General features: G+C 58.5%; 24 protein-coding genes, 5 tRNA genes and 1 pseudogene. 20 read left to right on the top strand and 10 right to left on the bottom strand.

Annotated elements, in window-relative coordinates:
• The 5 genes from KHQ28_RS22040 to KHQ28_RS22020 form a co-directional block, all read right to left on the bottom strand.
• Positions 1–153 (bottom strand): transcriptional regulator GutM (locus tag KHQ28_RS22040; protein ID WP_323131614.1); only part of this gene is annotated, 153 nt, incomplete at its 3' end.
• A gap of 157 nt (positions 154–310) precedes the next feature.
• Positions 311–1,090, bottom strand: coding sequence for a sorbitol-6-phosphate dehydrogenase (gene srlD / locus KHQ28_RS22035; protein ID WP_002914815.1), 780 nt, complete (start codon positions 1,088–1,090; stop codon positions 311–313).
• Between the two features lie 12 nt (positions 1,091–1,102).
• The gene (gene srlB, locus KHQ28_RS22030; RefSeq protein ID WP_004174693.1) at positions 1,103–1,465 is read right to left on the bottom strand and encodes a PTS glucitol/sorbitol transporter subunit IIA; all 363 of its coding nucleotides are present in this window, start codon (positions 1,463–1,465) and stop codon (positions 1,103–1,105) included.
• Between the two features lie 13 nt (positions 1,466–1,478).
• Positions 1,479–2,459: a PTS glucitol/sorbitol transporter subunit IIB gene (locus KHQ28_RS22025; protein ID WP_032418416.1), complete on the bottom strand. Its 981-nt coding sequence runs from the start codon at positions 2,457–2,459 to the stop codon at positions 1,479–1,481.
• Positions 2,456–3,019 carry a PTS glucitol/sorbitol transporter subunit IIC gene (locus tag KHQ28_RS22020; RefSeq protein ID WP_004890255.1) on the bottom strand — a complete coding sequence of 188 codons (564 nt, stop codon included), beginning with the start codon at positions 3,017–3,019 and terminating at the stop codon, positions 2,456–2,458. The genes KHQ28_RS22025 and KHQ28_RS22020 overlap by 4 nt, the downstream gene beginning before the upstream one ends.
• 276 nt (positions 3,020–3,295) lie before the next feature.
• Here KHQ28_RS22020 and mltB point away from each other — a divergent pair, with 276 nt between their 5' ends.
• Complete coding sequence (gene mltB, locus KHQ28_RS22015; RefSeq protein WP_004174694.1) at positions 3,296–4,375, top strand: lytic murein transglycosylase B; 1,080 nt, start codon at positions 3,296–3,298, stop codon at positions 4,373–4,375.
• A gap of 131 nt (positions 4,376–4,506) precedes the next feature.
• Here mltB and KHQ28_RS29310 read toward each other — a convergent pair.
• Positions 4,507–4,593, bottom strand: a pseudogene (locus KHQ28_RS29310) (hypothetical protein); the annotation flags it as partial.
• A 272-nt stretch (positions 4,594–4,865) separates the two neighbouring features.
• Between KHQ28_RS29310 and KHQ28_RS22010 the strand changes: the two are divergent.
• The 19 genes from KHQ28_RS22010 to KHQ28_RS21920 all read left to right on the top strand — a co-directional run bounded on the left by KHQ28_RS22010 (position 4,866) and on the right by KHQ28_RS21920 (position 19,171).
• Positions 4,866–5,576 (top strand): metal ABC transporter ATP-binding protein, encoded by a 711-nt coding sequence (locus KHQ28_RS22010; RefSeq protein ID WP_072198269.1) that lies wholly within the window; start codon positions 4,866–4,868, stop codon positions 5,574–5,576.
• Positions 5,573–6,436 (top strand): metal ABC transporter permease, encoded by an 864-nt coding sequence (locus KHQ28_RS22005; RefSeq protein ID WP_004149458.1) that lies wholly within the window; start codon positions 5,573–5,575, stop codon positions 6,434–6,436. The genes KHQ28_RS22010 and KHQ28_RS22005 overlap by 4 nt, the downstream gene beginning before the upstream one ends.
• A gap of 7 nt (positions 6,437–6,443) precedes the next feature.
• The gene (locus tag KHQ28_RS22000; RefSeq protein ID WP_004174698.1) at positions 6,444–7,322 is read left to right on the top strand and encodes a metal ABC transporter substrate-binding protein; all 879 of its coding nucleotides are present in this window, start codon (positions 6,444–6,446) and stop codon (positions 7,320–7,322) included.
• Positions 7,323–7,461: 139 nt separating this feature from the next.
• On the top strand, positions 7,462–7,959 hold the full coding sequence (gene pncC, locus KHQ28_RS21995; RefSeq protein ID WP_002914771.1) for a nicotinamide-nucleotide amidase: 498 nt from the start codon (positions 7,462–7,464) through the stop codon (positions 7,957–7,959).
• A 90-nt stretch (positions 7,960–8,049) separates the two neighbouring features.
• Positions 8,050–9,108: a recombinase RecA gene (gene recA, locus KHQ28_RS21990; RefSeq protein WP_002914769.1), complete on the top strand. Its 1,059-nt coding sequence runs from the start codon at positions 8,050–8,052 to the stop codon at positions 9,106–9,108.
• A 67-nt stretch (positions 9,109–9,175) separates the two neighbouring features.
• Entirely contained in the window at positions 9,176–9,676 is a 501-nt protein-coding gene (gene recX / locus KHQ28_RS21985) for a recombination regulator RecX (protein ID WP_032418418.1), read from the top strand.
• Between the two features lie 250 nt (positions 9,677–9,926).
• Positions 9,927–12,554 carry an alanine--tRNA ligase gene (gene alaS / locus KHQ28_RS21980; protein WP_004174700.1) on the top strand — a complete coding sequence of 876 codons (2,628 nt, stop codon included), beginning with the start codon at positions 9,927–9,929 and terminating at the stop codon, positions 12,552–12,554.
• A 363-nt stretch (positions 12,555–12,917) separates the two neighbouring features.
• Complete coding sequence (csrA, locus tag KHQ28_RS21975; protein WP_000906486.1) at positions 12,918–13,103, top strand: carbon storage regulator CsrA; 186 nt, start codon at positions 12,918–12,920, stop codon at positions 13,101–13,103.
• Between the two features lie 322 nt (positions 13,104–13,425).
• A tRNA-Ser gene (locus KHQ28_RS21970) sits at positions 13,426–13,518 on the top strand.
• A 4-nt stretch (positions 13,519–13,522) separates the two neighbouring features.
• Positions 13,523–13,599: transfer RNA gene (locus tag KHQ28_RS21965), tRNA-Arg, on the top strand.
• 150 nt (positions 13,600–13,749) lie between these two features.
• Positions 13,750–13,826: transfer RNA gene (locus KHQ28_RS21960), tRNA-Arg, on the top strand.
• A 61-nt stretch (positions 13,827–13,887) separates the two neighbouring features.
• Positions 13,888–13,964: transfer RNA gene (locus KHQ28_RS21955), tRNA-Arg, on the top strand.
• 228 nt (positions 13,965–14,192) lie between these two features.
• A tRNA-Arg gene (locus KHQ28_RS21950) sits at positions 14,193–14,269 on the top strand.
• A 355-nt stretch (positions 14,270–14,624) separates the two neighbouring features.
• Positions 14,625–14,939 carry a BON domain-containing protein gene (locus KHQ28_RS21945; protein WP_002914359.1) on the top strand — a complete coding sequence of 105 codons (315 nt, stop codon included), beginning with the start codon at positions 14,625–14,627 and terminating at the stop codon, positions 14,937–14,939.
• Positions 14,940–15,064: 125 nt separating this feature from the next.
• On the top strand, positions 15,065–15,631 hold the full coding sequence (gene yqaB, locus KHQ28_RS21940; protein WP_004174701.1) for a fructose-1-phosphate/6-phosphogluconate phosphatase: 567 nt from the start codon (positions 15,065–15,067) through the stop codon (positions 15,629–15,631).
• A complete protein-coding gene (locus tag KHQ28_RS21935; RefSeq protein WP_002914355.1) occupies positions 15,628–16,056 on the top strand; it encodes a YqaA family protein in 429 nt (142 codons plus the stop codon). Before yqaB ends, KHQ28_RS21935 begins: the two co-directional genes overlap by 4 nt.
• A 66-nt stretch (positions 16,057–16,122) precedes the next feature.
• The gene (gene gshA, locus KHQ28_RS21930; RefSeq protein ID WP_032418419.1) at positions 16,123–17,679 is read left to right on the top strand and encodes a glutamate--cysteine ligase; all 1,557 of its coding nucleotides are present in this window, start codon (positions 16,123–16,125) and stop codon (positions 17,677–17,679) included.
• A 156-nt stretch (positions 17,680–17,835) separates the two neighbouring features.
• On the top strand, positions 17,836–18,351 hold the full coding sequence (gene luxS, locus KHQ28_RS21925; RefSeq protein ID WP_032418420.1) for an S-ribosylhomocysteine lyase: 516 nt from the start codon (positions 17,836–17,838) through the stop codon (positions 18,349–18,351).
• 52 nt (positions 18,352–18,403) lie between these two features.
• Positions 18,404–19,171 carry a helix-turn-helix transcriptional regulator gene (locus KHQ28_RS21920; RefSeq protein WP_004149452.1) on the top strand — a complete coding sequence of 256 codons (768 nt, stop codon included), beginning with the start codon at positions 18,404–18,406 and terminating at the stop codon, positions 19,169–19,171.
• Here the strand turns inward: KHQ28_RS21920 and leuA are convergent.
• The 4 genes from leuA to mprA form a co-directional block, all read right to left on the bottom strand.
• Complete coding sequence (leuA, locus tag KHQ28_RS21915) at positions 19,150–20,826, bottom strand: 2-isopropylmalate synthase (protein ID WP_032418421.1); 1,677 nt, start codon at positions 20,824–20,826, stop codon at positions 19,150–19,152. The genes KHQ28_RS21920 and leuA overlap by 22 nt on opposite strands.
• 136 nt (positions 20,827–20,962) lie before the next feature.
• Positions 20,963–22,501: a multidrug efflux MFS transporter permease subunit EmrB gene (emrB, locus tag KHQ28_RS21910; RefSeq protein WP_002914342.1), complete on the bottom strand. Its 1,539-nt coding sequence runs from the start codon at positions 22,499–22,501 to the stop codon at positions 20,963–20,965.
• 15 nt (positions 22,502–22,516) lie between these two features.
• Positions 22,517–23,689, bottom strand: a complete 1,173-nt coding sequence (gene emrA / locus KHQ28_RS21905; protein ID WP_002914339.1) for a multidrug efflux MFS transporter periplasmic adaptor subunit EmrA — start codon at positions 23,687–23,689, stop codon at positions 22,517–22,519.
• Between the two features lie 125 nt (positions 23,690–23,814).
• Entirely contained in the window at positions 23,815–24,345 is a 531-nt protein-coding gene (mprA, locus tag KHQ28_RS21900) for a transcriptional repressor MprA (protein WP_002914337.1), read from the bottom strand.
• Positions 24,346–24,441: the final 96 nt, after the last annotated feature.

The following is a 24,441-nucleotide window of genomic DNA, read 5'->3' as shown; positions in this document are numbered from 1 at the left end:
CGGTTGAAAGCGCCCGGCGGAGCGGCCGACGCCCACCCGCCCCTGCTGGCACAGGCTATCAAAGGCGCGATTGAAGCGGCGGATCTGCCAGCCGCCAAAGGCCAGCTGGGTAAGCCAGGCGATGGCGGCGACGATGATTAATGCAGTAACCATAGGTCTCTCCTTAAGGGGGGCGGGAACAGCCCTGGTCACGGCGCGAGCGCCTAACCCGAGCGACCCGCGGTGCCGTTTTTTTGTCGGGTGGCGGCTAACGCCTTACCCGACCTACAGTTTTGTAGCCCGGATAAGCGCAGCGCCATCCGGGAACCTGTTAAAACATCACCTGGCCGCCGGTGACGTTGATTGACTGCCCGGTGCAGTACGACGCCTGTGGGCTAGCGTAAAACATCAATACGTTCAGCACATCCTGATATTCGCAGCCGCGCTTCAGCGGCACCTTGTCGATGTAGTACTGCTCGACTTCGCTCTCATCGATACCGAGCTTGGTGGCATACTGCGGCAGCAGCGACTGGAACATCGGCGACTTCAGCAGATTGCCGAGCATCAGCGAATGCACGGTAATGCCATATTCCGCCAGATCCAGCGCCAGCGACTGGGTCAGCCCGACGCCGCCGAACTTCGCCGCGCTGTAGCCGGAGTTGTGCTTACTGCCGACTTTGCCGGATTTCGAGTTGATCTGAATGATCCGCCCCTTAATACCGTCGCGGATCATCAGCCGCGAGAACTCGCGGGCGCAGAGAAAATAGCCCACCAGATTGACCTGCAGCGAGCGGTCGAAATCCCCCAGCGCGAAGTCGCTAATAAACGCCGCCTTGGCGATCCCGGCGCTGTACACCAGCAGGTCGACGCGCGAAAAAATCTCATCCACCCCGTGGGCCAGGGCGGTGACGCTGGCCTCGCTGGTGGCGTCGGCGCCGAAGCCGTACGCCATACCTTCGCCATACTCAGCGTTAATCTCCTGGGCGACGCGGCTGGCTTTTTCGCTCTGAATATCGACCACCGCCACGCGGTAGCCTTCGGCGGCCAGCCCGCGGCACAGAAACTCTCCTAAGGTTTGTCCACCGCCAATGACAACAGCAACCTGATTCATCTCTCTCTCCTTTTAAGCAACAAACTTCAGTACGCAGCCGGGCGCGATAGCGTCCGGCACCGGGCCCGCCACATGGACGGTACCTGGGAACTCCGCTTCACGATGGCCGTCAAAGCGCAGGGTGATGTGGCCCAGCTCGCGCAGGTTTTGTTCAGCGACCTCGCCGACGGCGGTCACCGGGTAGCGCTGTTCGCCAAGCTGCAGCTCTGCCCCCGGCTGCAGCGTGCCAGCAAGCTCGCCGTGGTTGTGAATAAAGCAGTACTCTTCGATATCCGCCGGGGCGCCCTCGCGGAAGGTGATCAGCATTTGCTCTTCCAGCGCCATCGTCGCGCAGGCGCCGATGTGCGTAATGGTGGTCTGGTAAATCACAGTCATCTGCAGGAACCTCTTACTGGTAAATAAATCCGGAAACGAACCACGCGATCAGCACCGTTGGTGCGCCGGTCAGAAAGCGGCTGACCAGCACCGACGGCACGCCGACGCGCACGGTATCCTGACGGGCTTCGGCTAGCGACAGGCCTACCGGAATAAAATCGCAGGCGGCCTGGGCGTTAATGGCGAATAGGGCGGGCAGGGCGAGGTGCGGCGGAATGTTGCCGAGGCCGATTTGAACGCCGATCAGCACGCCGATCACCTGAGCTATCACCGCGCCGGGGCCGAGAAACGGCGACAGCAGCGGGAAAGAGCAAATCAGCGCCAGGGTTACCAGCCCCAGCGGATGGCTGGCGAGCGGCGCCAGGCCGTGGGCGATCCAGTCGCCGATGCCGGAGGCCATGATGATGCCGATCAGCGCCGAGACGAAAGCCATAAACGGCAGAATGGTTTTCAGCACCGTATCAATGGTGTCGCGCCCGGCCTGGAACAGCACTGCCACCACCGAACCCATGCCCATCCCGACCTTCGCCAGCAGGCCATCGCTCTGTTCAGTAATCTTCTTGCTGGTGTCGTAATCGCGACCCGCGCTCTTGTTTTCCGCCGGCGGCTCGGAAACCCCTGCGCTGTCGGGAGCGATGCACTTGATGTTGTCCTCTTTGACGCCGGAGACATAAATATCTTCCGTGATGTACTGGGCCAGCGGCCCTGATTTGCCGGTGGCATGGATATTCACCGTCGGGATGCGGCGCTTAGGATAGAGCCCGCAGCGCAGGGTGCCCCCGCAGTCGATAATTGCCACGCCGATCTCGCTTTCCGCTGGTTCCCCCTCTTTAAACCCGTCCACCGGCTGCCAGCCGGTCAGGCTGGCGATGCGGTCAACGATCGCCGGGCGGGTGCCGGCGGTGATATAGACGATCTTTTTGCCTTCGACGGCGTCGAGCTCAAGCGGGCCGCCCCAGCCGCCGGTGCCTTTCTCTATACGAATACGGGTCATGATGTCGCTCCTGACAGATGCACTTTCCGGGAAAGCTGAATCGCCATTTTTCTCTCGAAAATCGAGGTGGTCAGGTCGGTGACCCAGCCGCGGAAGAAGTTAGTCACCAGCCCGACCAGCAGGTAGCTCACCGCCAGCGGACCGAGCGGTAGGCCGAGGGTAGTGAGGCCGTTGGCGATGCCGAGATAGACGAACAGCTCGCCGGGGTTGATATGTGGAAACAGCCCGTTCATTGAGTGGCAGCTATACGACGCCGCCGCGTAATAGCTGGGCTTGTACTTCTCTGGCATAAACCGGCCGAGGCTTAACGTCATTGGGTTACAAAACACGAAGGTGCCGATGCAGGGTAGCAGCAGGTAGCGGGAGATTGGGTTTCCTGCGCAGCGCTGCGCCAGCTTCTCGATCCGCTGCTGGCCGATAAAGTTGATCAGCGCGTTCATGATCACCAGCAGGCTGATCAGCAAGGGGAGGATCCCGGTCACCATGCCGGTAAATACCTCGCCGCCTTTCTGAAACAGGCCGATAAACCACTCCGCGCCGTGGGTCACGACGTCAATCATTGTTCTCTCCTTCAGCATGTTATTTTTCTTGCTAATCGCAGGTTAATTTTAATCATTTTGAAAGGTTTAAAAGTGTTAAATGGATCGCAAAATGAAAGATAAATATTTTATTTTGAAAGATGATGCGGGCGAGATGAAATGTTGCAGGGCATGAAAGCACGCAGGGGAGGAGCAGTTGAAGGACTATTTTGTCTACAAACAGATTGTCGCTTTCTTGTTGGTCGTCGCATGCTTTACCATAATTATCCCTTGCTGAATTTGTTAAACGGAATTCCCATGTTGAAGCGTCGCTATCTGGCTTTACTTCCCCTTTGTGTGCTCCTCGCTGCCTGCAGCAGCAAACCCAAGACCCCCGCGGAAACGGAGATGGCGAGTGGAACCGGCGGCTTTTTGCTGGAACCGCAGCATAACGTGATGCAGATGGGCGGCGACTTCGCCAACAACCCGGCGGCGGCGCAGTTTATCGATAAGATGGTGGCGAAGCACGGCTTCGACAGGCAGCAGCTGCAGGAGATCCTGTCGCAGGCAAAGCGCCTGGATTACGTCCTGCGGCTGATGGATCGTCAGGCGCCGACCGGCCTGCCGCCAACCGGGCCGACCGGCGCCTGGCTGCGCTACAAGAAACAGTTCATTACCCCGGATAATGTGCAGAACGGCGTGGTGTTCTGGAATCAGTATCAGGACGCGCTTAACCGCGCTTATCAGGTTTACGGCGTGCCGCCGGAAATCATCGTCGGCATTATCGGCGTGGAGACTCGCTGGGGCCGGGTGATGGGCAAAACCCGGATCCTCGACGCGCTGGCGACGCTGTCGTTTAGCTACCCGCGCCGCGCCGAATACTTCTCGTCGGAGCTGGAAACTTTCCTGCTAATGGCGCGCAGCGAAAGCGACGACCCGCTGGATCTGAAAGGCTCTTTCGCCGGGGCGATGGGCTACGGTCAGTTTATGCCGTCCTCCTATAAGCAGTATGCGGTCGATTTTAACGGTGACGGACATATCAACCTGTGGGACCCGGTGGATGCTATCGGCAGCGTGGCCAACTACTTCAAACAGCATGGCTGGGTGAGCGGCGATCTGGTGGCGGTGCAGGCGCTGGGGCAGGCCCCGGGGCTGGAGAATGGTTTCAAGACTAAATACAGCGTTTCGCAGCTGGCGGCCGCAGGGCTGACCCCGACCCAGCCGCTGGGTAACCATCAGCAGGCCAGCCTGCTGCGGCTGGACGTCGGCACCGGCTATGAGTACTGGTACGGGCTGCCGAACTTCTACACCATCACCCGCTACAACCACAGCACCCACTACGCGATGGCTGTCTGGCAGCTGGGTCTGGCGGTTGCGCAGGCCCGCGGCGGTTATTAATCCTTTCATCCGGCTGACAATTTCCCAGCCTCCCCGGATAGCGGCGCGTAGCGCCTTATCCGGGCTACGGTCCGGTATCCGGTTGCTAGCCACGGTAAGCGCAGCGCGACCTGGGGAGAGTTCAATGACAGCTTGTCGCCCATCGGCAACACTGCGGCTACGTTACGCGCCGTCATCCGCACGTTGGCGGCGGAGTTCGCCAGCGCCTTATCCGGGCTACGGTCTGGTATCCGGTTGCTAGCCCCGGTAAGCGCAGCGCGACCGGGGGATGACGCCGGGGAGGCCGCGCTTATCCCCCCGTTTTTTCCCGTCTCCATGCCTCTTGTTGACCTTTGTTACATTTCCGCTGACTGACGCTGATTTACATTCTTTCTTCGCTTCGTTATTGTTATGTTATAACATTAAATTGAGGCGGGGATATGTTCACATCGATTTTTATGGCATCCGGCGCGGCGCGCGCGGCTATCGCAGGCGTGCTGCTGGCGGCGCTATGGTTAGCAACCTGGTGGGCGGTGACGCTGCCATGATTGAACTGGAGCAGTTGGTCGCCGGCTATGACGGGGTAGCGATCACCCCTCCGCTGAGCGGGATGATATGCCCCGGCAGCCTGACGGCAATTGTTGGCCTCAATGGCTGCGGAAAATCAACGCTGCTGAAAACCCTCGCCGGGTTTCTTCCGCCGGTCAGTGGCCGCCTGCGCTGGCAGGGAAAACGGCCGGTGATCGGCTGGCTGGCGCAGCGCCATGCCCTCGAGTCGCAGTTTCCTCTCAACGTGCAGGATGTGGTAAGCCAGGGCGCATGGCCCGGCGTGTCGCTGCTGCGCGGTCTGGGGGGCTGCACCCGGCGACGCATCGGCGCGGTGCTGGAGCGGGTCGGGCTGGCGGGCCTGGCGAAAACGCCGATCGAAGCGCTCTCCGGCGGCCAGTTTCAGCGCATGCTATTTGCCCGGGTGATGGTGCAGCAGGCGCCGCTGGTGATGCTCGACGAGCCCTTCACCGGTATCGACGAAGCGACCAGTCGCGAACTAATGGATTTGATTCTCGAGATGTACCGGCAGGGACAGACCATCCTGGCGGTGCTGCATGATAACCAGCGGGTGGCCGACTTTTTCCCCGAGACGCTGCTGCTGACTCCCCAGCGCGCCTGCTGGGGCGCTACCCGGGCGGTGCTCCCGGCCTTCAGTCATGCGAGGTCGGCATGATCTGGCACACCTTCTTTCAGCCTTTCATTGAATTCGGCTTTATGCGTCGGGCCCTCGTGGTGTGTCTGGCGCTGTCGCTGAGCACCACCATGCTGGGCGTCTTCCTGCTGCTGCGGCGCATGAGCCTGATGGGCGATGCGCTGTCGCACGCCATTCTCCCCGGCGTGGCGGTGGGGTATCTGCTGAGCGGCATGTCGCTGCTGGCCATGACCCTCGGCGGCTTCATCGCCGGCATCGTGGTTGCCCTGGTGGCCGGGTGGGTGAGCCGGCGGACACCGTTAAAAGAGGACGCCAGTTTTGCCGGATTTTATCTGGGCTCGCTGGCCCTGGGCGTCACCCTGGTGTCGCTGCGCGGCTCCAGCGTGGACCTCCTGCATCTGCTGTTTGGCTCCATTCTGGCGGTCGACCGCGATGCGGCGCTGTTTGTCAGCGGCGTCGCCAGCCTGACGCTATTGTGCATTGCGCTGTGCTACCGCGGTCTGGTCAGCGAGGCGTTCGACAGCGCCTGGCTGCAGGTGAATCACCGGCGGCTGCCTGCGCTGCTGCATGGGCTTTTTCTGGCGCTTCTGGTGCTTAATCTGGTGGCCGGGTTTCAGGTGCTCGGCACGCTGATGGCGGTAGGGGTAATGATGCTCCCGGCGGTCGCCGCGCGCTGCTGGGCGCGCACGCTGCCGGGCATTCTGCTACTGGCGGCGGGAATGGGCGCGCTCTGCGCCTGGCTGGGATTAAGCCTCTCCTGGGCGATTAGTCTTCCCGCCGGGCCCGCTATTGTGCTGACCGCCAGCGCACTGTTTTTTGTTTCGCTATTTTTTGGCACGCGCAGCCGGCTGCTGGTCGGTTGGCGCACATTGATGGGGTAAGGAAATGATGAAACGTAGTGCAATAGTGGTCGCGCTGGCCCTCGGCCTGATGGCGCAGGGGGCCATGGCGAAAACGCTGAATGTGGTAAGCAGTTTTTCGGTGTTGGGTGATATAGCGCAGCAGGTCGGCGGGGAGCATGTCCATGTGGATACCCTGGTCGGCCCGGACGGCGATCCGCACACCTTCGAACCGTCGCCGAAGGATAGCGCGCTGCTCAGCAAGGCCGACGTGGTGGTGGTTAACGGCCTGGGGCTGGAAGGGTGGCTGGATCGCCTGATTAAGGCCTCTGGTTTTAAGGGCGAGCTGGTGGTGGCATCGAAAGGCGTCAAGACCCATACCCTTGATGAAGAGGGTAAAACGGTGACCGATCCCCACGCCTGGAACAGCGCAGCGAACGGCGCATTGTATGCGCAGAATATCCTCGATGGTCTGGTGAAAGCCGACCCGGAAGATAAAGCAGCGTTGACCAGCAGCGGCAAGCGCTATATCGACCAGCTGACGTCTCTCGACGGCTGGGCGAAAGCGCAGTTCAGCGCCATTCCGCTGGCCAAGCGCAAGGTCCTGACCAGCCATGACGCTTTCGGCTATTTTGGCCGGGCTTACCACGTGACCTTCCTCGCGCCACAGGGGCTCTCTTCAGAGAGCGAGGCCAGCGCGGCGCAGGTGGCGGCGCTGATTAAGCAAATCAAAGCGGATGGCGTCCATACCTGGTTTATGGAGAACCAGCTTGACCCGCGGCTGGTGAAGCAGATTGCCAGCGCCACCGGCGCGCAGCCGGGGGGCGAACTCTATCCGGAAGCGCTATCTAAGCCGGGCGGCGTCGCCGATAGTTACGTCAAAATGATGCGTCACAACGTTGAGCTTATCGCTAACAGCATGAAGTAACAGGTTGTCTGGTCGTCCTGGTTATCACAGGACGACCCATTTCTGGATCCCCCCTCGTAAAATCGCCACTTCATCCCCATATCTCTGTCGAAAGTGCTATCTTTGATGGCCTCTTTATCCAGAGCAAAGCGGGGCGATAATGACCGATTCAGAATTAATGCAGCTAAGCGAGAAGATTGGCCGGGCGCTGAAGGCGCGTGGGGCGACGGTGACCACGGCGGAATCCTGTACCGGCGGCTGGATTGCGAAAGCGATCACCGATATTGCCGGCAGCTCGGCGTGGTTTGAACGCGGCTTTGTCACCTACAGCAACGAAGCTAAATCGCAAATGATCGGCGTCAGCGAAGCGACGCTGCGCGACAACGGCGCGGTAAGCGAACCGGTGGTGGTGGAGATGGCGATTGGCGCGCTGCGCGCGGCGCGTGCGGATTATGCCATCTCCGTTAGCGGCGTCGCCGGGCCGGATGGCGGCAGCGTCGAAAAGCCGGTCGGCACGGTATGGTTCGGCGTCGCCAGCGTGAGCGGGCAAGGGGTGACGCGGCGGGAATGCTTTGCCGGAGACCGCGAAGCGGTGCGTCGTCAGGCGACGGCCTATGCGCTAAATCTGCTCTGGCAACAATTTCTACAAAACACTTGATACTGTATGACCATACAGTATAATTGCCTCAACTGAACAAATATTAACGGCGAAGCGAACACGCTTTACCCTGCATGATTAGGAGTAACAATGGCGATCGACGAAAACAAACAGAAAGCGTTGGCGGCTGCACTGGGCCAGATCGAAAAGCAATTCGGTAAAGGCTCCATCATGCGCCTGGGTGAAGACCGCACCATGGATGTGGAAACCATCTCCACCGGCTCGCTTTCTCTGGATATCGCGCTGGGCGCCGGCGGTCTGCCAATGGGCCGTATCGTCGAGATCTACGGTCCGGAATCCTCCGGTAAAACCACCCTGACGCTGCAGGTTATCGCCGCAGCGCAGCGCGAAGGTAAAACCTGTGCGTTCATCGATGCTGAACATGCGCTGGATCCTGTCTATGCACGCAAACTGGGCGTCGATATCGACAACCTGCTGTGTTCTCAGCCGGACACCGGCGAGCAGGCGCTGGAGATCTGTGACGCGCTGGCGCGCTCCGGCGCGGTTGATGTTATCGTCGTCGACTCCGTCGCGGCGTTGACGCCGAAAGCGGAAATCGAAGGCGAAATCGGCGACTCTCACATGGGCCTTGCGGCGCGTATGATGAGCCAGGCGATGCGTAAGCTGGCGGGTAACCTGAAGCAGTCCAACACGCTGCTGATCTTTATCAACCAGATCCGTATGAAAATTGGCGTGATGTTCGGTAACCCGGAAACCACTACCGGTGGTAACGCGCTGAAGTTCTACGCCTCTGTGCGTCTGGACATTCGCCGCATCGGCGCGGTGAAAGAGGGCGACAATGTCGTCGGCAGCGAAACCCGCGTCAAAGTGGTGAAAAACAAGATTGCCGCGCCGTTTAAACAGGCCGAATTCCAGATCCTCTACGGCGAAGGCATCAACTTCTACGGCGAGCTGGTAGACCTCGGCGTGAAAGAGAAGCTGATTGAGAAAGCGGGTGCCTGGTATAGCTACAACGGCGACAAAATCGGTCAGGGTAAAGCGAACGCGATCACCTGGCTGAAAGAGAACCCGGCGGCGGCGAAAGAGATTGAGAAGAAAGTGCGCGAACTGCTGCTCAACAATCAGGATGCGAAGCCAGACTTCGTTGTTGACGGCAACGACGCAGAAGAAACCGAACAGGATTTCTGATATCGTCTGCAAGACTGACAGGGCTGCTTAGGCAGCCCTTTTGCTTTGTGAGATTATCGAGGTGCCTGTGACTGATGCTTCATCACGCCGCTCCGGCTACGCCCGCCTGCTGGACCGTGCTATCCGCATTCTGGCGATGCGCGACCACAGCGAGCAGGAGCTGCGACGCAAGCTGGTCGCTCCGGTGATGAGCAAAAACGGTCCTGAGGCGCTGGACGTCACCCCCGACGAGCTGGAGCAGGTTGTCGCCTGGTGTATCGAAAACCGCTACCTTGACGACAACCGCTTCGTCGGCCAGTTCATCGCCAGCCGGAGCCGCAAAGGCTATGGTCCGGCGCGCATTCGCCAGGAGCTCAGCCAGAAAGGCATTGCGCGCCAGGTCGTTGACCAGGCGATGCGCGAATGCGATATCGACTGGGTGAGCCTTGCCAGGGAGCAGGCACAGCGTAAATACGGCGAACCGTTACCTTCCGCCTTTACTGAAAAAGTGAAAGTTCAGCGATTCCTGCTTTACCGCGGCTACCTGATGGAAGATATCCAGGAAATCTGGCGAAATTTTGCAGATTGACCCATCCGGGATTTTACTTCGCCGTAAAGAAAACTTATCTTATTCCCACTTTATTCCGTCGGGCCGCTGGTTGTGACTGTGCAGGCAGCGGCCTGGGCGATTATTCCTTTACACAAAATCATTCAAGCTGCATCAGGGCGGCAAGAGAGACTCTCTTTCGCAACGCACGTCAGTTCGGTGCCGGAAGAGCAAGCGCAGCCAGGACAGAGGCGACTTGAAGGATGACGTGTAGCTTGATTTCAGGATAATTATGAGCAAGAGCACCGCTGAGATCCGTCAGGCGTTTCTCGACTTTTTCCATAGCAAGGGACATCAGGTAGTTGCCAGCAGCTCCCTGGTGCCGCACAACGATCCGACCCTGCTGTTTACCAATGCAGGGATGAACCAGTTCAAGGATGTCTTCCTTGGTCTCGACAAACGTAATTATTCGCGTGCGACCACCGCACAGCGTTGCGTGCGTGCGGGTGGTAAACACAACGATCTGGAAAACGTCGGTTACACCGCGCGTCACCACACCTTCTTTGAAATGCTGGGCAACTTCAGCTTTGGCGATTACTTCAAGCAGGATGCCATCAAATACGCGTGGGAACTGCTGACCGGTGAGAACTGGTTCGCGCTGCCGAAAGAAAAACTGTGGGTTACCGTTTACGAGACCGATGACGAAGCTTTCGACATCTGGGCCAATGAAGTAGGCGTTCCGCGCGAGCGTATTATCCGCATCGGCGACAACAAAGGCGCGCCGTTTGCTTCTGACAACTTCTGGCAGATGGGCGACACCGGTCCGTGCGGCCCGTGCACCGAAATCTTCTTTGACCACGGCGATCATATCTGGGGCGGCCCTCCGGGAAGCCCGGAAGAAGATGGCGACCGTTACATTGAGATTTGGAACATCGTCTTCATGCAGTTCAACCGTCAGGCTGACGGTACCATGGAGCCGCTGCCGAAGCCGTCCGTCGACACCGGTATGGGTCTGGAGCGTATTGCCGCGGTGCTGCAGCACGTTAACTCCAACTATGACATCGACCTGTTCCGCGATCTGATCGCCAGCGTGGCGAAAGTCACCGGCGCGACCGATCTGACGAACAAGTCGCTGCGCGTTATCGCCGACCACATTCGCTCCTGCGCCTTCCTGGTTGCCGACGGCGTGATCCCGTCGAATGAAAACCGCGGCTACGTGCTGCGTCGTATCATTCGCCGCGCGATCCGTCACGGCAACATGCTGGGCGCGAAGGACACCTTCTTCTGGAAACTGGTTGCCCCGCTGATCGATGTGATGGGCTCCGCCGGCGACGAGCTGAAGCAGCAGCAGGCTCAGGTTGAGCAGGTGCTGAAAACCGAAGAAGAGCAGTTTGCCCGCACCCTCGAGCGCGGCCTGGCGCTGCTGGATGAGGAGCTGTCGAAGCTGAAAGGCGACACCCTGGACGGCGAAACCGCCTTCCGTCTGTACGACACCTACGGCTTCCCGGTCGACCTAACCGCCGATGTGTGCCGCGAGCGCAACATCAAGGTTGACGAAGCTGGTTTTGAAGCCGCGATGGAAGAGCAGCGCCGCCGCGCGCGCGAGTCCAGCGGTTTCGGCGCCGACTATAATGCGATGATCCGCGTTGACGGCGCCTCTGAATTTAAAGGCTACGATCATCTGGAGCTGAACGGCAAGGTTACCGCCCTGTTTATCGACGGCAAAGCGGTGGATAGCGTTAGCGCTGGCCAGGAAGCGGTGGTGATCCTTGACCAGACCCCGTTCTATGCGGAGTCCGGCGGCCAGGTGGGCGATAAAGGCGAATTAAAAGGCGCGGGCTTCTCCTTCGCAGTCAGCGACACGCAGAAGTACGGCCAGGCTATTGGTCATATCGGTAAAGTCGCCAGCGGCTCACTGAAAGTGGGTGACGCGGTGCAGGCCGACGTAGATGAGGCTCGCCGTCAGCGTATCCGTCTCAACCACTCCGCGACGCACCTGATGCACGCGGCGCTGCGCCAGGTGCTCGGCACCCATGTGGCGCAGAAAGGTTCGCTGGTCAATGATAAAGCGCTGCGCTTTGACTTCTCGCATTTTGAAGCGATGAAGCCGGAAGAAATTCGTGCGGTGGAAGACCTGGTCAACGCGCAGATCCGTCGTAACCTGGCTATCGAAACCAACATTATGGATATCGATGCCGCGCGCGCATCCGGCGCCATGGCGCTGTTTGGCGAGAAATACGACGATCGCGTGCGCGTTCTGCGGATGGGCGACTTCTCCACGGAGCTGTGCGGCGGGACTCACGCGGCGCGTACCGGCGATATCGGCCTGTTCCGCATCACGTCAGAGTCCGGCACCGCTGCTGGCGTGCGCCGTATCGAAGCGGTGACTGGCGAAGGCGCGATGGCCATCCTGCATGCGCAGAGCGATCAGCTCAATGATATCGCTCAGCTGCTGAAGGGTGACAGCCACAATCTCGGCGAGAAGGTTCGCGCCGCGCTGGAGCGTACCCGTCAGCTGGAAAAAGAGCTGCAGCAGCTGAAAGAGCAGGCTGCGGCGCAGGAGAGCGCAAACCTCTCCAGCAAAGCGGAAGAGATTAACGGCGTTAAGCTGCTGGTCAGCGAACTGACCGGCGTTGAGCCGAAAATGCTGCGTACCATGGTTGACGATCTGAAGAACCAGCTCGGTTCGACGATCGTTGTATTAGCTACGGTAGCGGATGGTAAGGTTTCTCTGATTGCAGGTGTGTCTAAGGATGTGACAGACCGCGTGAAAGCAGGGGAGCTGGTTGGTATGGTCGCCCAGCAGGTGGGCGGTAAAGGGGGCGGTCGTCCGGATATGGCGCAGGCCGGTGGTACCGATGCGTCTGCTCTCCCTGCAGCGTTAGCCAGTGTGAAAGGCTGGGTCAGCGCAAAACTGTAATAACTATAAACGCATTTACCCTAAATAATTCGAGTTGCAGGAAGGCGGCGACGCAGCGAATCCCCAGGAGCTTACTCAAGTAAGTGACTGGGGTGAGCGAGGAAAGCCAACACACATGCAACTTGAAGTATGAGGGGTATAGGTGCCATAACCAGAGGGTTATGGCACCTTGCGTCAGAAACACTGATAACGATAAAGTCGGGTTGAAATTGTGTATATCGGCTAAACTTAGGTTTAACAGAATGTGATGCCATGACTGCTTATACCCTAAGGTATTTGTCATCGCTTACTTTTTGGCGTTATATGATGGATAATGCCGGGATACGAGAGACCCGACTCTTTTAATCTTTCAAGGAGCAAAGAATGCTGATTCTGACTCGTCGAGTTGGTGAGACCCTCATGATTGGAGATGAGGTCACTGTGACAGTTTTAGGGGTGAAGGGTAACCAGGTTCGTATTGGCGTAAACGCCCCTAAAGAAGTGTCTGTTCACCGTGAAGAGATCTACCAGCGTATTCAGGCTGAAAAATCCCAGCAGTCCAGTTACTAAGGTTTCCGCGCCTCGCTGTGCAGTGAGGCGCATCACTTACCGCCGCTTTTTCCCTTTTTCTGTTTTTTCCCCCTGCGCCATACCGCTTTTCATTACCCTTTGCCGCTTTGGTCGTTTGGCGTTATGCCAGCGTCAGGGCTGATTTCCTGTTGATAAATTGCCCTTTTTGCCGTTTTTGCACGCGAATTGCGTGCGAAGTGTGCAAACGAAAAAAGGTCTCGAAAAAGTGTTTGACTTATAAGTACCAGAAAGTAATATGTGCGCCATCGCAGCGACGAAGAGCAGAAACAAGTTCTTCGAAGCACTCGAAAGAGGCGTGTGTGGTGAGGTGGCCGAGAGGCTGAAGGCGCTCCCCTGCTAAGGGAGTATGCGGTCAAAAGCTGCATCCGGGGTTCGAATCCCCGCCTCACCGCCATTTTGCATCCGTAGCTCAGCTGGATAGAGTACTCGGCTACGAACCGAGCGGTCGGAGGTTCGAATCCTCCCGGATGCACCATCTTCTTTCTGAATTAAGAGAGAAGAGCGCTGTGAAAGCAGCGGCCCGCAGTGCGAGGCATAATCGAGTCACTCTACCGATTAGGCCATCATACTCAGTGTGGCATGTGTTAGTTGTGACACTGACGCGTAGTAAAGCAAGTTTCCCGATGCATCCGTAGCTCAGCTGGATAGAGTACTCGGCTACGAACCGAGCGGTCGGAGGTTCGAATCCTCCCGGATGCACCATTCTTTAATAAGAATGGCAAATCGCGAAATTTGATATCAGAATTACAGCAGTAATCCCGATGCATCCGTAGCTCAGCTGGATAGAGTACTCGGCTACGAACCGAGCGGTCGGAGGTTCGAATCCTCCCGGATGCACCATATTCTCCTTGATAACAGCGACGATGTTGTTTTATGGTCTGCGAAATTATCGCCAGCACCAGGGAGGATAACGTTGCGTAAGCAACGGCCCGTAGGGCGAGGCGCAGCCGAGTAATCCTCCCGGATGCACCATATTCTCCTTAGTAACAGCAACATTGTTGTTATCTGGTTTGCGAAACCATCGTAAGTGCCAGGAGAGTAACCCCGCAGTAAAATAGCTTTCCCGATGCATCCGTAGCTCAGCTGGATAGAGTACTCGGCTACGAACCGAGCGGTCGGAGGTTCGAATCCTCCCGGATGCACCATATTCTCCTTAGTAACAGCGACGATGTTGTTTTATGGTCTGCGAAATCATCGCCAGCACCAGGGGGGATAACGTTGCGTAAGCAACGGCCCAAAGGGCGAGGCGTAGCCGAGTCATCCTCCCGGATGCACCATATTCTCCTCAGTAACAACGACGATGTTGTTGCGTAGGCTGCGAAATTATCGCAGCACCCGTTCTGAATGCATAATCTTCACTCTTCTCTCACCATCCCGATTACCTCGTTTTCCATCACTGGCTTCATCCTGACTTTTTTATTGGCAAGACGCGCTTTCCACTATAATTTATCCTTGTATATCAGCGTTATCAGGCTGAGATAAATGCAAGGAGAGAAATCCATGAAATGGTTCAAAGCAATACCTGCTTTTTGCGCGACGCTGCTGGTAACGACGGCCCTCGCTGGCTGTGCGGGATCGGCTACAAAGGAGAGTACGGGCGGCTATATTGACGATACCGTGGTGACCACCAAGGTGAAAACGGCGCTCTTTAACGATAAAGACATTAAGTCCTCAGAAATTAGCGTCCAGACCTTTAAAGGCCGCGTCCAGCTGAGCGGATTTGTCTCCTCCGCGGAGAGCGCTAAACGAGCCGTAGAAGTCACACGCCGAGTGCAGGGCGTGCGAATGGTCGAGAACGATCTGCGTATTAAATAAGGCTGGTTATCCGGCCTAATGTTTGGGGGCGCCTCAGGGCGCCTTTGTCGTCTGCGCCGCTGGCCGCGACAACGGCGGGCTTTTGCGTTACAGTAATCATTCCCAAACCGGTTGGTGAGAAGACAATGTACGAAGGTTACGCAGGACTGATCTTTGATATGGATGGCACCATTCTCGATACCGAGCCGACCCATCGGCAGGCATGGAACGAGGTGTTGGGCCGCTACGGTATGCGTTTCGACGAACAGGCGATGGTCGCGCTCAATGGCTCACCAACCTGGCGAATCGCCCAGGCGATTATCGAACTCAATCAGGCCGATCTCGATCCACATCGCCTGGCGCAGGAAAAAACCCAGGCCGTCAAAGCGATGCTGCTGGACAGCGTACGCCCGTTGCCGCTGATTGAGGTGGTTAAGGCATGGCACGGCCGTCGCCCGATGTCGGTGGGAACCGGCAGCGAGAGCGCCGTCGCCGAAGCGCTGCTGGCGCACCTGGGGCTGCGTCATTACTTCTCCGCGGTGGTGGCGGCCGATCATGTGGTCAACCATAAACCCGCGCCCGATACCTTCCTGCTGTGCGCCGAGCGCATGGGCGTCGCGCCGGAAAAATGCGTCGTCTTCGAAGATGCCGACTTTGGTCTGCAGGCGGCGAAGCGCGCGGGAATGGACGCAGTTGACGTGCGTTTGCTGTGAGCGACGCGCTGTCACTCACCTCGCTGTTTGCCAGTAGCTTTTTAAGCGCCACGCTGCTCCCCGGCAATTCGGAGGTTGTGCTGGTGGCTATGCTACTTGCAGGGGTCAGTCATCCGTGGTGGTTAGTATTAATAGCAACAATCGGCAATAGCCTTGGAGGGGTAACTAACGTTATTCTGGGGCGCTTGTTTCCGCTGCGCAAAACCTCGCGCTGGCAGGAGCGGGCGGCCGGCTGGCTTAAGCGCTACGGCGCGGTCACGCTCTTACTGAGCTGGGCGCCGGTTGTCGGCGATTTACTGTGTTTGCTGGCGGGATGGATGCGCATTTCCTGGGGACCGGTACTCTTTTTCTTATGCCTTGGTAAGGCGCTGCGCTATATCGCTATTGCGGCAGCGACGCTTCAGGGCATGACGTGGTGGCACTAATTGGACTGACAGTTCATCCATTACAATTATGCTTATTCAAACGATTTCGACAGGCGGGAGGTCAAATTGATCCCGGACGTATCACAGGCGCTGGCCTGGCTGGAAAAACATCCGCAGGCTCTGCAGGGTATTCAACGTGGTCTGGAGCGGGAAACGCTGCGCGTGAACGCAGACGGCACCCTTGCAACGACCGGTCACCCTCCGGCGTTAGGCTCAGCGCTGACGCATAAATGGATTACCACCGATTTTGCCGAAGCTTTACTTGAGTTCATTACGCCAGTAGATGGCGATATTGAGCATATGCTGACCTTTATGCGCGATGTCCATCGCTATACCGCGCGTCAGCTTGGCGACGAGCGGATGTGGCCGCTGAGTATGCCATGCTATATCGCCCCCGGTCAGGATATTGAGCTGGCGCAGTACGGCACCTCTAACGTGGGGCGCCTGAAAACGCTATATCGCGAGGGGCTGAAGAATCGCTATGGCGCGCTGATGCAGACTATCTCCGGCGTGCACTATAACTTCTCCCTACCGATGGCCTTCTGGCAGGCAAAATGTGGTGTGGAAGATGCCGAGAGTGGTAAAGAGGCCATTTCGGCGGGCTATTTCCGCTCAATTCGTAACTACTATCGCTTTGGCTGGGTGATCCCCTATCTGTTTGGCGCCTCGCCGGCGATTTGCTCCTCATTCCTGCAAGGCAAACCGACAACGCTGCCCTTTGAGGAAACGGGCAACGGCATGTATTACCTGCCGTATGCCACCTCGCTGCGCCTCAGCGACCTTGGTTATACCAATAAGTCGCAAAGCAATCTCGGAATTACGTTTAACGATCTGCACGAGTATGTGGCAGGATTGAAGCGGGCGATTAAAACGCCGTCGGAAGAGTACGCCAAAATCGGGCTGCAGAAAGACGGCAAGTATCTGCAGATCAACAGCAACATTCTGCAGATTGAAAATGAACTTTATGCGCCGATCCGCCCGAAACGCGTCACCCGTCGGGGCGAAACCCCGTCCGATGCGCTGTTGCGCGGTGGTATTGAGTATATCGAAGTGCGTTCGCTGGATATCAATCCGTTCTCGCCGATCGGCGTTGACGCCCAGCAGGTGCGTTTCCTCGACCTGTTTATGGTCTGGTGCGCGCTGGCCGACGCGCCGGAGATGAGCAGCGATGAGCTGCTGTGCACCCGCACCAACTGGAATCGGGTGATTCTGGAAGGGCGTAAGCCGGGCTTAACGCTGGGGATTGGCTGCGAAAGCGCGCAGTTCCCGCTGGCTCAGGTGGGCAAAGATCTGTTCCGCGATTTACGCCGCGTGGCGCAGACCCTGGACAGTATCCACGGTGGCCAGGCATATCAGCAGGTCTGCGACGAGCTGCTGGCCTGCTTTGACGATCCGGAATTAACCTTCTCAGCCCGCATTCTGCGTTCTATGATTGAAGAAGGCATTGGCGGTACCGGCCGTGCGCTTGCCGATCGTTACCGGACGCAGCTGCGCGAAGAGCCGCTGGAGATCCTGAGCGAAGACGATTTTATCGCCGAGCGCGACTCGTCGGTGGCGCGACAAAAGAAAGTGGAAGCTGAAGACAGCGAGCCGTTTGAGGCGCTGCTGGCGCGGCACGCGTAGCGCTGGAAAAGAAAAAGGCCACATCACTGTGGCCAAACTTTCATCTCTGATTCAGGGATGATGATGATAATAAATGCGCGTCTTTCATATACTGAGACTCGCGGCTGAACAAAGAGTTCATTTTATTTTAAAAAAATTCACTCCCGGAGGTGACGAATGCCGTTGTTAGATAGTTTCACAGTCGACCATACCCGAATGGAAGCCCCAGCGGTGCGTGTCGCGAAGAAAATGAACACGCCGCATGGCGATGAAATCACCGTTTTCGATCTGCGCTTCTGCGTACCGAACCAGGAAGTGATGCCGGAACGCGGTATCCACACCCTGGAGCATCTGTTCGCGGGCTTTATGCGCGATCATCTGAACGGGAATGGCGTGGAAATTATCGACATTTCGCCAATGGGCTGCCGCACCGGCTTCTATATGAGCCTGATTGGTACGCCGGACGAGCAGCGCGTCGCTGACGCCTGGAAAGCGGCGATGGCCGATGTGCTGAAGGTGAAAGATCAGAACCAGATCCCGGAGCTCAACGTCTACCAGTGCGGGACTTACACCATGCACTCGCTGGAAGAGGCCCAGGACATCGCTCGCCATATCATTGAGTGCGATGTGCGCATCAACAGCAACGACGAACTGGCGTTGCCGAAAGAAAAACTGCAGGAACTGCACATCTAGTGCTTCCGCCACGGCCCGACGCCTGTCGCCGGGCCGCTCTTCTGACGCCGCGATGACGACGACGCTTTCCTTCTCCTTTCAGCACCGCCCACTGGTGCCCTTTGCCCATGATTATGCCCACGGTGACCAGGAAGACTGGCATCAGCATGACTGCGCCCAGCTGCTGCATATACTAAGCGGCGTGGTGCGGGTCGCGACGCCGGTAGGCTACTGGGTGGTGCCGCCCGGGCGCGGCGTCTGGCTGCCGGCGGGAACGCCGCACGCGCTGCGCATGACCGGCAACGTGGCGGCGCGCACCCTGTTTATCGATCCGCTGGCGCGCGCCGATCTTCCGGCGGGCTGCCAGATCGTACAGATCACGCCGCTGCTGCGGGAACTGATCGTGTCATCCCTGGCGCTGGCGGAACGCTATGCCCCCGCCAGCCGCGACGAAAGAATTTATGAACTAATCCTCGATGAGATCCGCGGGATGGCGATCCTGCCGTTTGGCCTGCCGGAGCCGCAAAGCGAAACGCTGCGTCGGCTGTGCCAGCAGGTACGCGAGGCGCCGGGCGAGGCCTGGAGCAGCGGCCAGGCGGCGAAGGCGTGCAGCATGAGCGAGCGAACCCTAAACCGCCATTTTCAGCAGCAGACTAGCCTGACGTGGAGCGAGTGGGTGCGCCGGGCGAAGCTAATGGAAGCGCTGGTGCGCCTGGCGCAGGGCCACTCCGTGCTGCGGGTGGCGCTGGAGCTGGGCTACGGTAGCCACAGCGCCTTCAGCGCCATGTTTCGTCGGGTGATGGGCGTCGCCCCCAGCGACTATTTTCGTCCCCCGGCCTGATCGGCGGCGCCGAGCGCATTGCACAGCGCCTGCAGCGAGGCGCGCGCCACGTCATTATCGATACCCACGCCCCAGTAGCTTTCTCCTTGCGGAAAAACGCAGCGGATATAGGCCACCGACCGGCTGTCGCTGCGCGCGCCGAGGGTATGCTCATGATAGTCCTTGATCATAAACGGCTGCCGAAACAGCGCGCTGAGCCCGCTGGCTGCGGCGGAGAGCAGGCCGTTGCCCTGGCCCTGCAGGCGTCGGGTTTCGCCGTGGTGACGCAGCGTTGCCTGCAGGGAAAGCTGGCCATCCTGCTGGCTGGCGCTCTGATAATCGAGCAGCGTCAGCGCCGGCTGCGCCTGCAGCCCGTAGCGCGTGCGGAACAGCTGCCACAGCGCATGGTGGGTCATCTCTTTGCCGTCGCTATCGGTGGCCTGCTGAACGTGCTGGCTGAAGTCCTGCTGCAGCCCGCGGGGCAGTTTCAGACCATGATTTTGTTCGATAAGCCAGGCGCTGCCGCTCTTCCCCGACTGGCTGTTGACGCGGATCACCGCCTCATAGCTGCAGCCTATATCCTGCGGGTCAATGGGCAGGTAGGGCATCTGCCACGGATCGCCAGGCTGACGGGCATCAAACCCTTTTTTGATCGCATCCTGATGGGAGCCGGAGAAGGCGGTGTAAGCCAGACTTCCCGCCCACGGGTGGCGCGGGTGAACGGGGATCTGGTTGCAGTTTTCCACCACCTCCACCACCCGGTTCATCTGCTCGAAGCGAAGCTCAGGGTCGATGCCCTGGCTGTAGAGGTTCATCGCCAAAGTCACCAGACAGACGTTGCCGGTGCGTTCGCCGTTGCCAAACAGGCAGCCTTCTACTCGATCGGCGCCGGCCATCACCGCCAGCTCGGCGCTGGCGACGCCGGTGCCGCGATCGTTATGCGGGTGCACGCTGATGCAGACCTCGCCGCGGCGGGAGAAGTGGCGGCAAAAATACTCGATCTGATCGGCATAGACGTTGGGGGTGTTGACTTCCACCGTCGCCGGCAGATTGACGATCATCGGTCGCTCGGCGCAGGGCTGCCAGACATCCGCCACCGCTTCGCAAATCTCAAGCGCAAACTCGGGCTCGGTGAAGCAGAAGGTTTCAGGCGAATATTCATATTGCCAGCGGGTCTCCGGCTGCTGTTCGCACTGCTGACGGATAAGCCGGGTGGCGCGGGTCGCGAGGGCGATCACCTCGGCCTTGTCCATGCCGAAAACCAGCTCGCGGAACAGCGGCGCGGTGGCATTGTAGAGGTGGACGGTAGCCCGGTGGGCGCCGCGCAGCGCCTCAAAGGTGCGCAGGATCAGCGGGTCTCGCGCCTGGGTCAGCACCTGGATGGTGACATCCTCCGGGATGCGCTGTTCGTCAATCAGCTGGCGGACAAAGTTGAAATCGGTTTGTGAGGCGGAAGGGAAGGCGACTTCAATCTCTTTAAAGCCGCACTCCAGCAGCAGATCCCAGAACTGCAGTTTGCGGGCGCTGTCCATGGGCTCCGCCAGCGCCTGGTTGCCGTCGCGCAGGTCAGTCGAGAGCCAGCGCGGGGCGTGGCTGATTTGCCGGTCTGGCCAGCGGCGGTCAGGCAGGGCGATCGGCGGATAGGGACGGTACTTTTCAGCAGGATGGCTCAGCATAGTGTTCTCCTTAATGGTCAGCCTTTATCCTGCCCGAGCGCAGGGTGACGGGCTTTCGCAAACGAGACAGAAACTAGCGAGAACTGGACAACCTGACGCCGTAAAAAAGGGACCCGGAGGTCCCTTTATGTGAGGCTTAGTGCGCGCCGCCGCCGCCGCCGCCGGCGCTGAACGGTGGTCTGGCGAACCACACCAGCCCCAACAGCAGGATGAAAATAGCCGCAGAAATCCAGAAGATTTCGTTGGCGGAGATAATCAGCCCCTGGTTGGTTATCTGCTGCGCTATCCAGCCGGACGCCTGCTGCTGCGTCATTCCCATGCCCTGCAGCTGATCGTATATCTGCTGCGCGTTGGGGTTAAAGGGAGTCACCGATTCGGTGAGCTGCGCATGATGCAGCGCCTCGCGGTTGGTCCACAGGGTGGTGGTGATCGAGGTCCCGATGGAGCCGGCAAGGGTACGGGTGAAGTTCGACAGGCTCGACGCCGCCGCCAGCCGCTCCGGCGGCAGGCCAGAGAGGGTGATGGTGGTCAACGGCATGAAGAAGCAGGCCACCGCGAAGCCCTGGATAAACTGTGGCCACGCCGAGGCGCCAAAGTCCATCCCCGGTTCGAAGGTCCAGGCGCGCCAGTAGAAGCAGACCGCGTACATAATAAAGCTGAAGGTGACCAGCCGCCGCATGTCGAGCTTATGCGCGAAGCGGCCGATAATCGGCGACAGAATGACCGGGATCACCCCCACCGGCGCCGACGCCAGGCCGGCCCAGGTCGCGGTGTAGCCGTAGACCTCCTGCAACAGCTGCGGCAGCAGCACGATGGCGCCGAAGTAGAGCATATAGGCCAGACTGATACAGAGGCAGCCGATGGTGAAGTTGCGCGACTTAAATAGCGACAGATCGACAATCGGGTTATCGTCGGTTAGCTCCCAGACGATCAGGAAGCTTATCGCCACCACCGCCACGATGGTCAGAATGATAATCTCATTGGAGGAGAACCAGTCCAGCTCTTTACCCCGGTCCAGCATCACCTGCAGGCTACCGATACCAATGATCAGCAGCGCCAGACCGACGCCGTCGATCCGCCGCTGTTCGGTTTTGGTTTCCCGGTTGCGCAGGGTCTGCAGGGTCATCAGCACCACCGCCACGCCAATGGGCACGTTGATAAAGAAGATCCAGCCCCAGTGATAATTATCGCTGATATAGCCGCCGAGGATCGGACCGCAGATGGGCGCGACAATCACCGTCATCGACCACAGCGCCAGAGCGATAGAGCGCTTCGCCGGGGGATAGTTGCTGAGCAGCAGACTTTGCGACAGCGGGATAAGCGGCCCGGCGACGATCCCCTGAATGACGCGGAAGAAAATCAGCATCGTCAGGCTGTTGGAGACGCCGCAGGCCCAGGAGGCAATGGCGAAGGCGGTGGTTGACCACAGGAACAGCTTCACCTCGCCGACGCGCTTGGCCAGCCAGCCGGTGATCGGGATGGAGATGGCGTTAGCGACCCCGAACGAGGTGATGACCCAGGTCCCCTGGCTCAGCGACGAGCCAAGGTTGCCGGCAATGGTCGGGATCGCCACGTTGGCGATAGTGGAATCCAGCACCTGCATGAACGTCGCGAGCGACAGCGCAATGGTCATAATGACCAGTTGCGCGCCTTCCAGCGGTTTTTGCTGTTGCATTACACTCACCCCGAATTATCCGGCGTTGGCCTGAATGATCTCGTCTATCAGCTTATTAACCGGATCGAGAGCGATTTCGCGGGCATTGCTCTCGTAAACCGGGGAGCTCCGCACCTGGCTGGCCAGCATTTCACCATCGCGATCGGTGGTGTTGACTTCCACCAGCGTCGAGAGGCCGATACGCAGCGGGTGTTCCGCTAGTTGTTTTTCATCCAGCTCGATACGAACCGGCAGGCGTTGTACCACTTTGATCCAGTTGCCGGTGGCATTCTGCGCCGGCAGCAGAGAGAAGGCGCTGCCGGTGCCCATATCCAGACCGACCACTTTACCGGTGTATTTCACGTCATCGCCATAGATATCGCTGATCACGGTGGCCGGCTGGCCGATACGCATATGCGCCAGCTGAGTCTCTTTAAAGTTAGCATCGATCCACAGGTTGGTCGCCGGGACCACCGCCATCAGCGGCGTGGTGGTGCCAATCTGCGCGCCAGGCTGTACCGAGCGACGGGAAACGTAGCCGCTAATCGGGCTGACGATCTGCGTACGCTGCAGGGCCAGCCAGGCGTTACGCACTTCAGTGGCCGCCTGGAGCACCGCCGGCTGCTGTTCCAGCCTGGTGCCCAGCACGATCGCCTGGTTGGCGTTGTACTGCTGGATTGCCACGTCGAGTTCGGCCTGTGCGCTGGCGACGGTATCGCGGGCGTGCTGCAGCTCTTCGCGGCCAATGAGGTTCGCGGCGCCCAGCGGGATGCGGCGGTTCAGGTCAGCCTGCGCCTGGGCGAGGGCGGTTTTTTTGACGTCGATATTTGCCTGCAGCTGCTTGCTGTTGATCATCTGCTGGCGGGTCTGACGCACGCTGGCGGCCAGTTGGGTCTTAGCCTTTTCAAACGCCTGTTGGGCATCGGTCCGATCGAGCGTGACCAGCGGATCGCCTTTCTGCACGTAGTCCGTGTTGTCAGCCCAGACTTTGGTCACGCTGCCCGCGACCTGAGCCATAATTTGTACCTGATTCCCTGCCACGTAGGCATCGTCGGTCTCTTCGTAGTGACGCAGTACCAGAAACCAGTAAATCCCATATGCCACGGCAATAATAATGAAGAGCAATGTCAGCAACAGAAGGGCGCCTTTACGCTTTCCTTTTTTGCTGCCTGGTTGCTGCGGGGTTTGGCTCTCCGCATTTGCACTCATGTTATTCTCCACGATCTTATTATTTCACATCGGCTGAGCCGACCTGTTTATCAGAAAGGCCAGCAGAGATCTGCTGGCCTGGCTGTTTTCCTTGCAACGTAAAAATGGGCTGAGCGACGCCGCCCTTAGCGTAGAGAGTCCGCTAGCACGCCTTCTTCTTCCATCTGATCAAGGCGGCTCAGGAGTTTGCGGGTGATGTGTTCGAGCTGATCTTTTTCGCTGGTGCTAAGTGAAGACCACAGCTGATGCAGACAGTTATGCTGCGGCGGCAGGACTTCACGCAAAAACTGATGGCCCTTTTCGGTCAGTTGCAGATGCAAACAGCGACGATCGTTATCGCTCTCGCGGCGCTCAATCCAGCCGCGTTTTTCCAGTTCATCAGCGATACGGGTGGCGTTGGTACGTGACGAGCCCAGCGCACAGCTCAGCTCGGACGGCTGGATGCTGTGGTTTTCCTGTGACTCCAGCGTAATCAGCGCCATAAATAATGTCTCGTTAATTCCCTGCGCTTTGAGCATTTTATTGCGATTTTCCAGCAGCTTACCTTGCATATGCATGCAAAGACGAGTTAACAGGATCTCCTGAAACGGGAAATCTTCATGGCGGCTGGCGCGAAACTTGAGCATTTGCTCAATGGGAGTAAACGAACTATCCATTTGGGTATGACCTCATTAATTACAGCCGATATAATAACTATTGTGACAAATAAATCAAATGAATTATTGACCAAAATTGATACATAAAGCTTAGAG

Origin of the sequence: Klebsiella sp. 28, assembly GCF_018223905.1 — a bacterium.
Taxonomy (GTDB): Bacteria; Pseudomonadota; Gammaproteobacteria; order Enterobacterales; family Enterobacteriaceae; genus Klebsiella; species Klebsiella pneumoniae.
The sequence above is the reverse complement of the archived record's forward strand: the minus strand, read 5'-3'. Positions and strand labels throughout refer to the sequence as shown.

Coding starts and splice junctions, on each gene's coding strand:
- srlD (WP_002914815.1), bottom strand. CDS start 1,090: ATGAATCAGGTTGCTGTTGTCATTGGCGGTGGACAAACCTTAGGAGAG.
- srlB (WP_004174693.1), bottom strand. CDS start 1,465: ATGACTGTGATTTACCAGACCACCATTACGCACATCGGCGCCTGCGCG.
- KHQ28_RS22025 (WP_032418416.1), bottom strand. CDS start 2,459: ATGACCCGTATTCGTATAGAGAAAGGCACCGGCGGCTGGGGCGGCCCG.
- KHQ28_RS22020 (WP_004890255.1), bottom strand. CDS start 3,019: ATGATTGACGTCGTGACCCACGGCGCGGAGTGGTTTATCGGCCTGTTT.
- mltB (WP_004174694.1), top strand. CDS start 3,296: ATGTTGAAGCGTCGCTATCTGGCTTTACTTCCCCTTTGTGTGCTCCTC.
- KHQ28_RS22010 (WP_072198269.1), top strand. CDS start 4,866: ATGGTTAGCAACCTGGTGGGCGGTGACGCTGCCATGATTGAACTGGAG.
- KHQ28_RS22005 (WP_004149458.1), top strand. CDS start 5,573: ATGATCTGGCACACCTTCTTTCAGCCTTTCATTGAATTCGGCTTTATG.
- KHQ28_RS22000 (WP_004174698.1), top strand. CDS start 6,444: ATGAAACGTAGTGCAATAGTGGTCGCGCTGGCCCTCGGCCTGATGGCG.
- pncC (WP_002914771.1), top strand. CDS start 7,462: ATGACCGATTCAGAATTAATGCAGCTAAGCGAGAAGATTGGCCGGGCG.
- recA (WP_002914769.1), top strand. CDS start 8,050: ATGGCGATCGACGAAAACAAACAGAAAGCGTTGGCGGCTGCACTGGGC.
- alaS (WP_004174700.1), top strand. CDS start 9,927: ATGAGCAAGAGCACCGCTGAGATCCGTCAGGCGTTTCTCGACTTTTTC.
- csrA (WP_000906486.1), top strand. CDS start 12,918: ATGCTGATTCTGACTCGTCGAGTTGGTGAGACCCTCATGATTGGAGAT.
- KHQ28_RS21945 (WP_002914359.1), top strand. CDS start 14,625: ATGAAATGGTTCAAAGCAATACCTGCTTTTTGCGCGACGCTGCTGGTA.
- yqaB (WP_004174701.1), top strand. CDS start 15,065: ATGTACGAAGGTTACGCAGGACTGATCTTTGATATGGATGGCACCATT.
- luxS (WP_032418420.1), top strand. CDS start 17,836: ATGCCGTTGTTAGATAGTTTCACAGTCGACCATACCCGAATGGAAGCC.
- KHQ28_RS21920 (WP_004149452.1), top strand. CDS start 18,404: ATGACGACGACGCTTTCCTTCTCCTTTCAGCACCGCCCACTGGTGCCC.
- leuA (WP_032418421.1), bottom strand. CDS start 20,826: ATGCTGAGCCATCCTGCTGAAAAGTACCGTCCCTATCCGCCGATCGCC.
- emrB (WP_002914342.1), bottom strand. CDS start 22,501: ATGCAACAGCAAAAACCGCTGGAAGGCGCGCAACTGGTCATTATGACC.
- emrA (WP_002914339.1), bottom strand. CDS start 23,689: ATGAGTGCAAATGCGGAGAGCCAAACCCCGCAGCAACCAGGCAGCAAA.
- mprA (WP_002914337.1), bottom strand. CDS start 24,345: ATGGATAGTTCGTTTACTCCCATTGAGCAAATGCTCAAGTTTCGCGCC.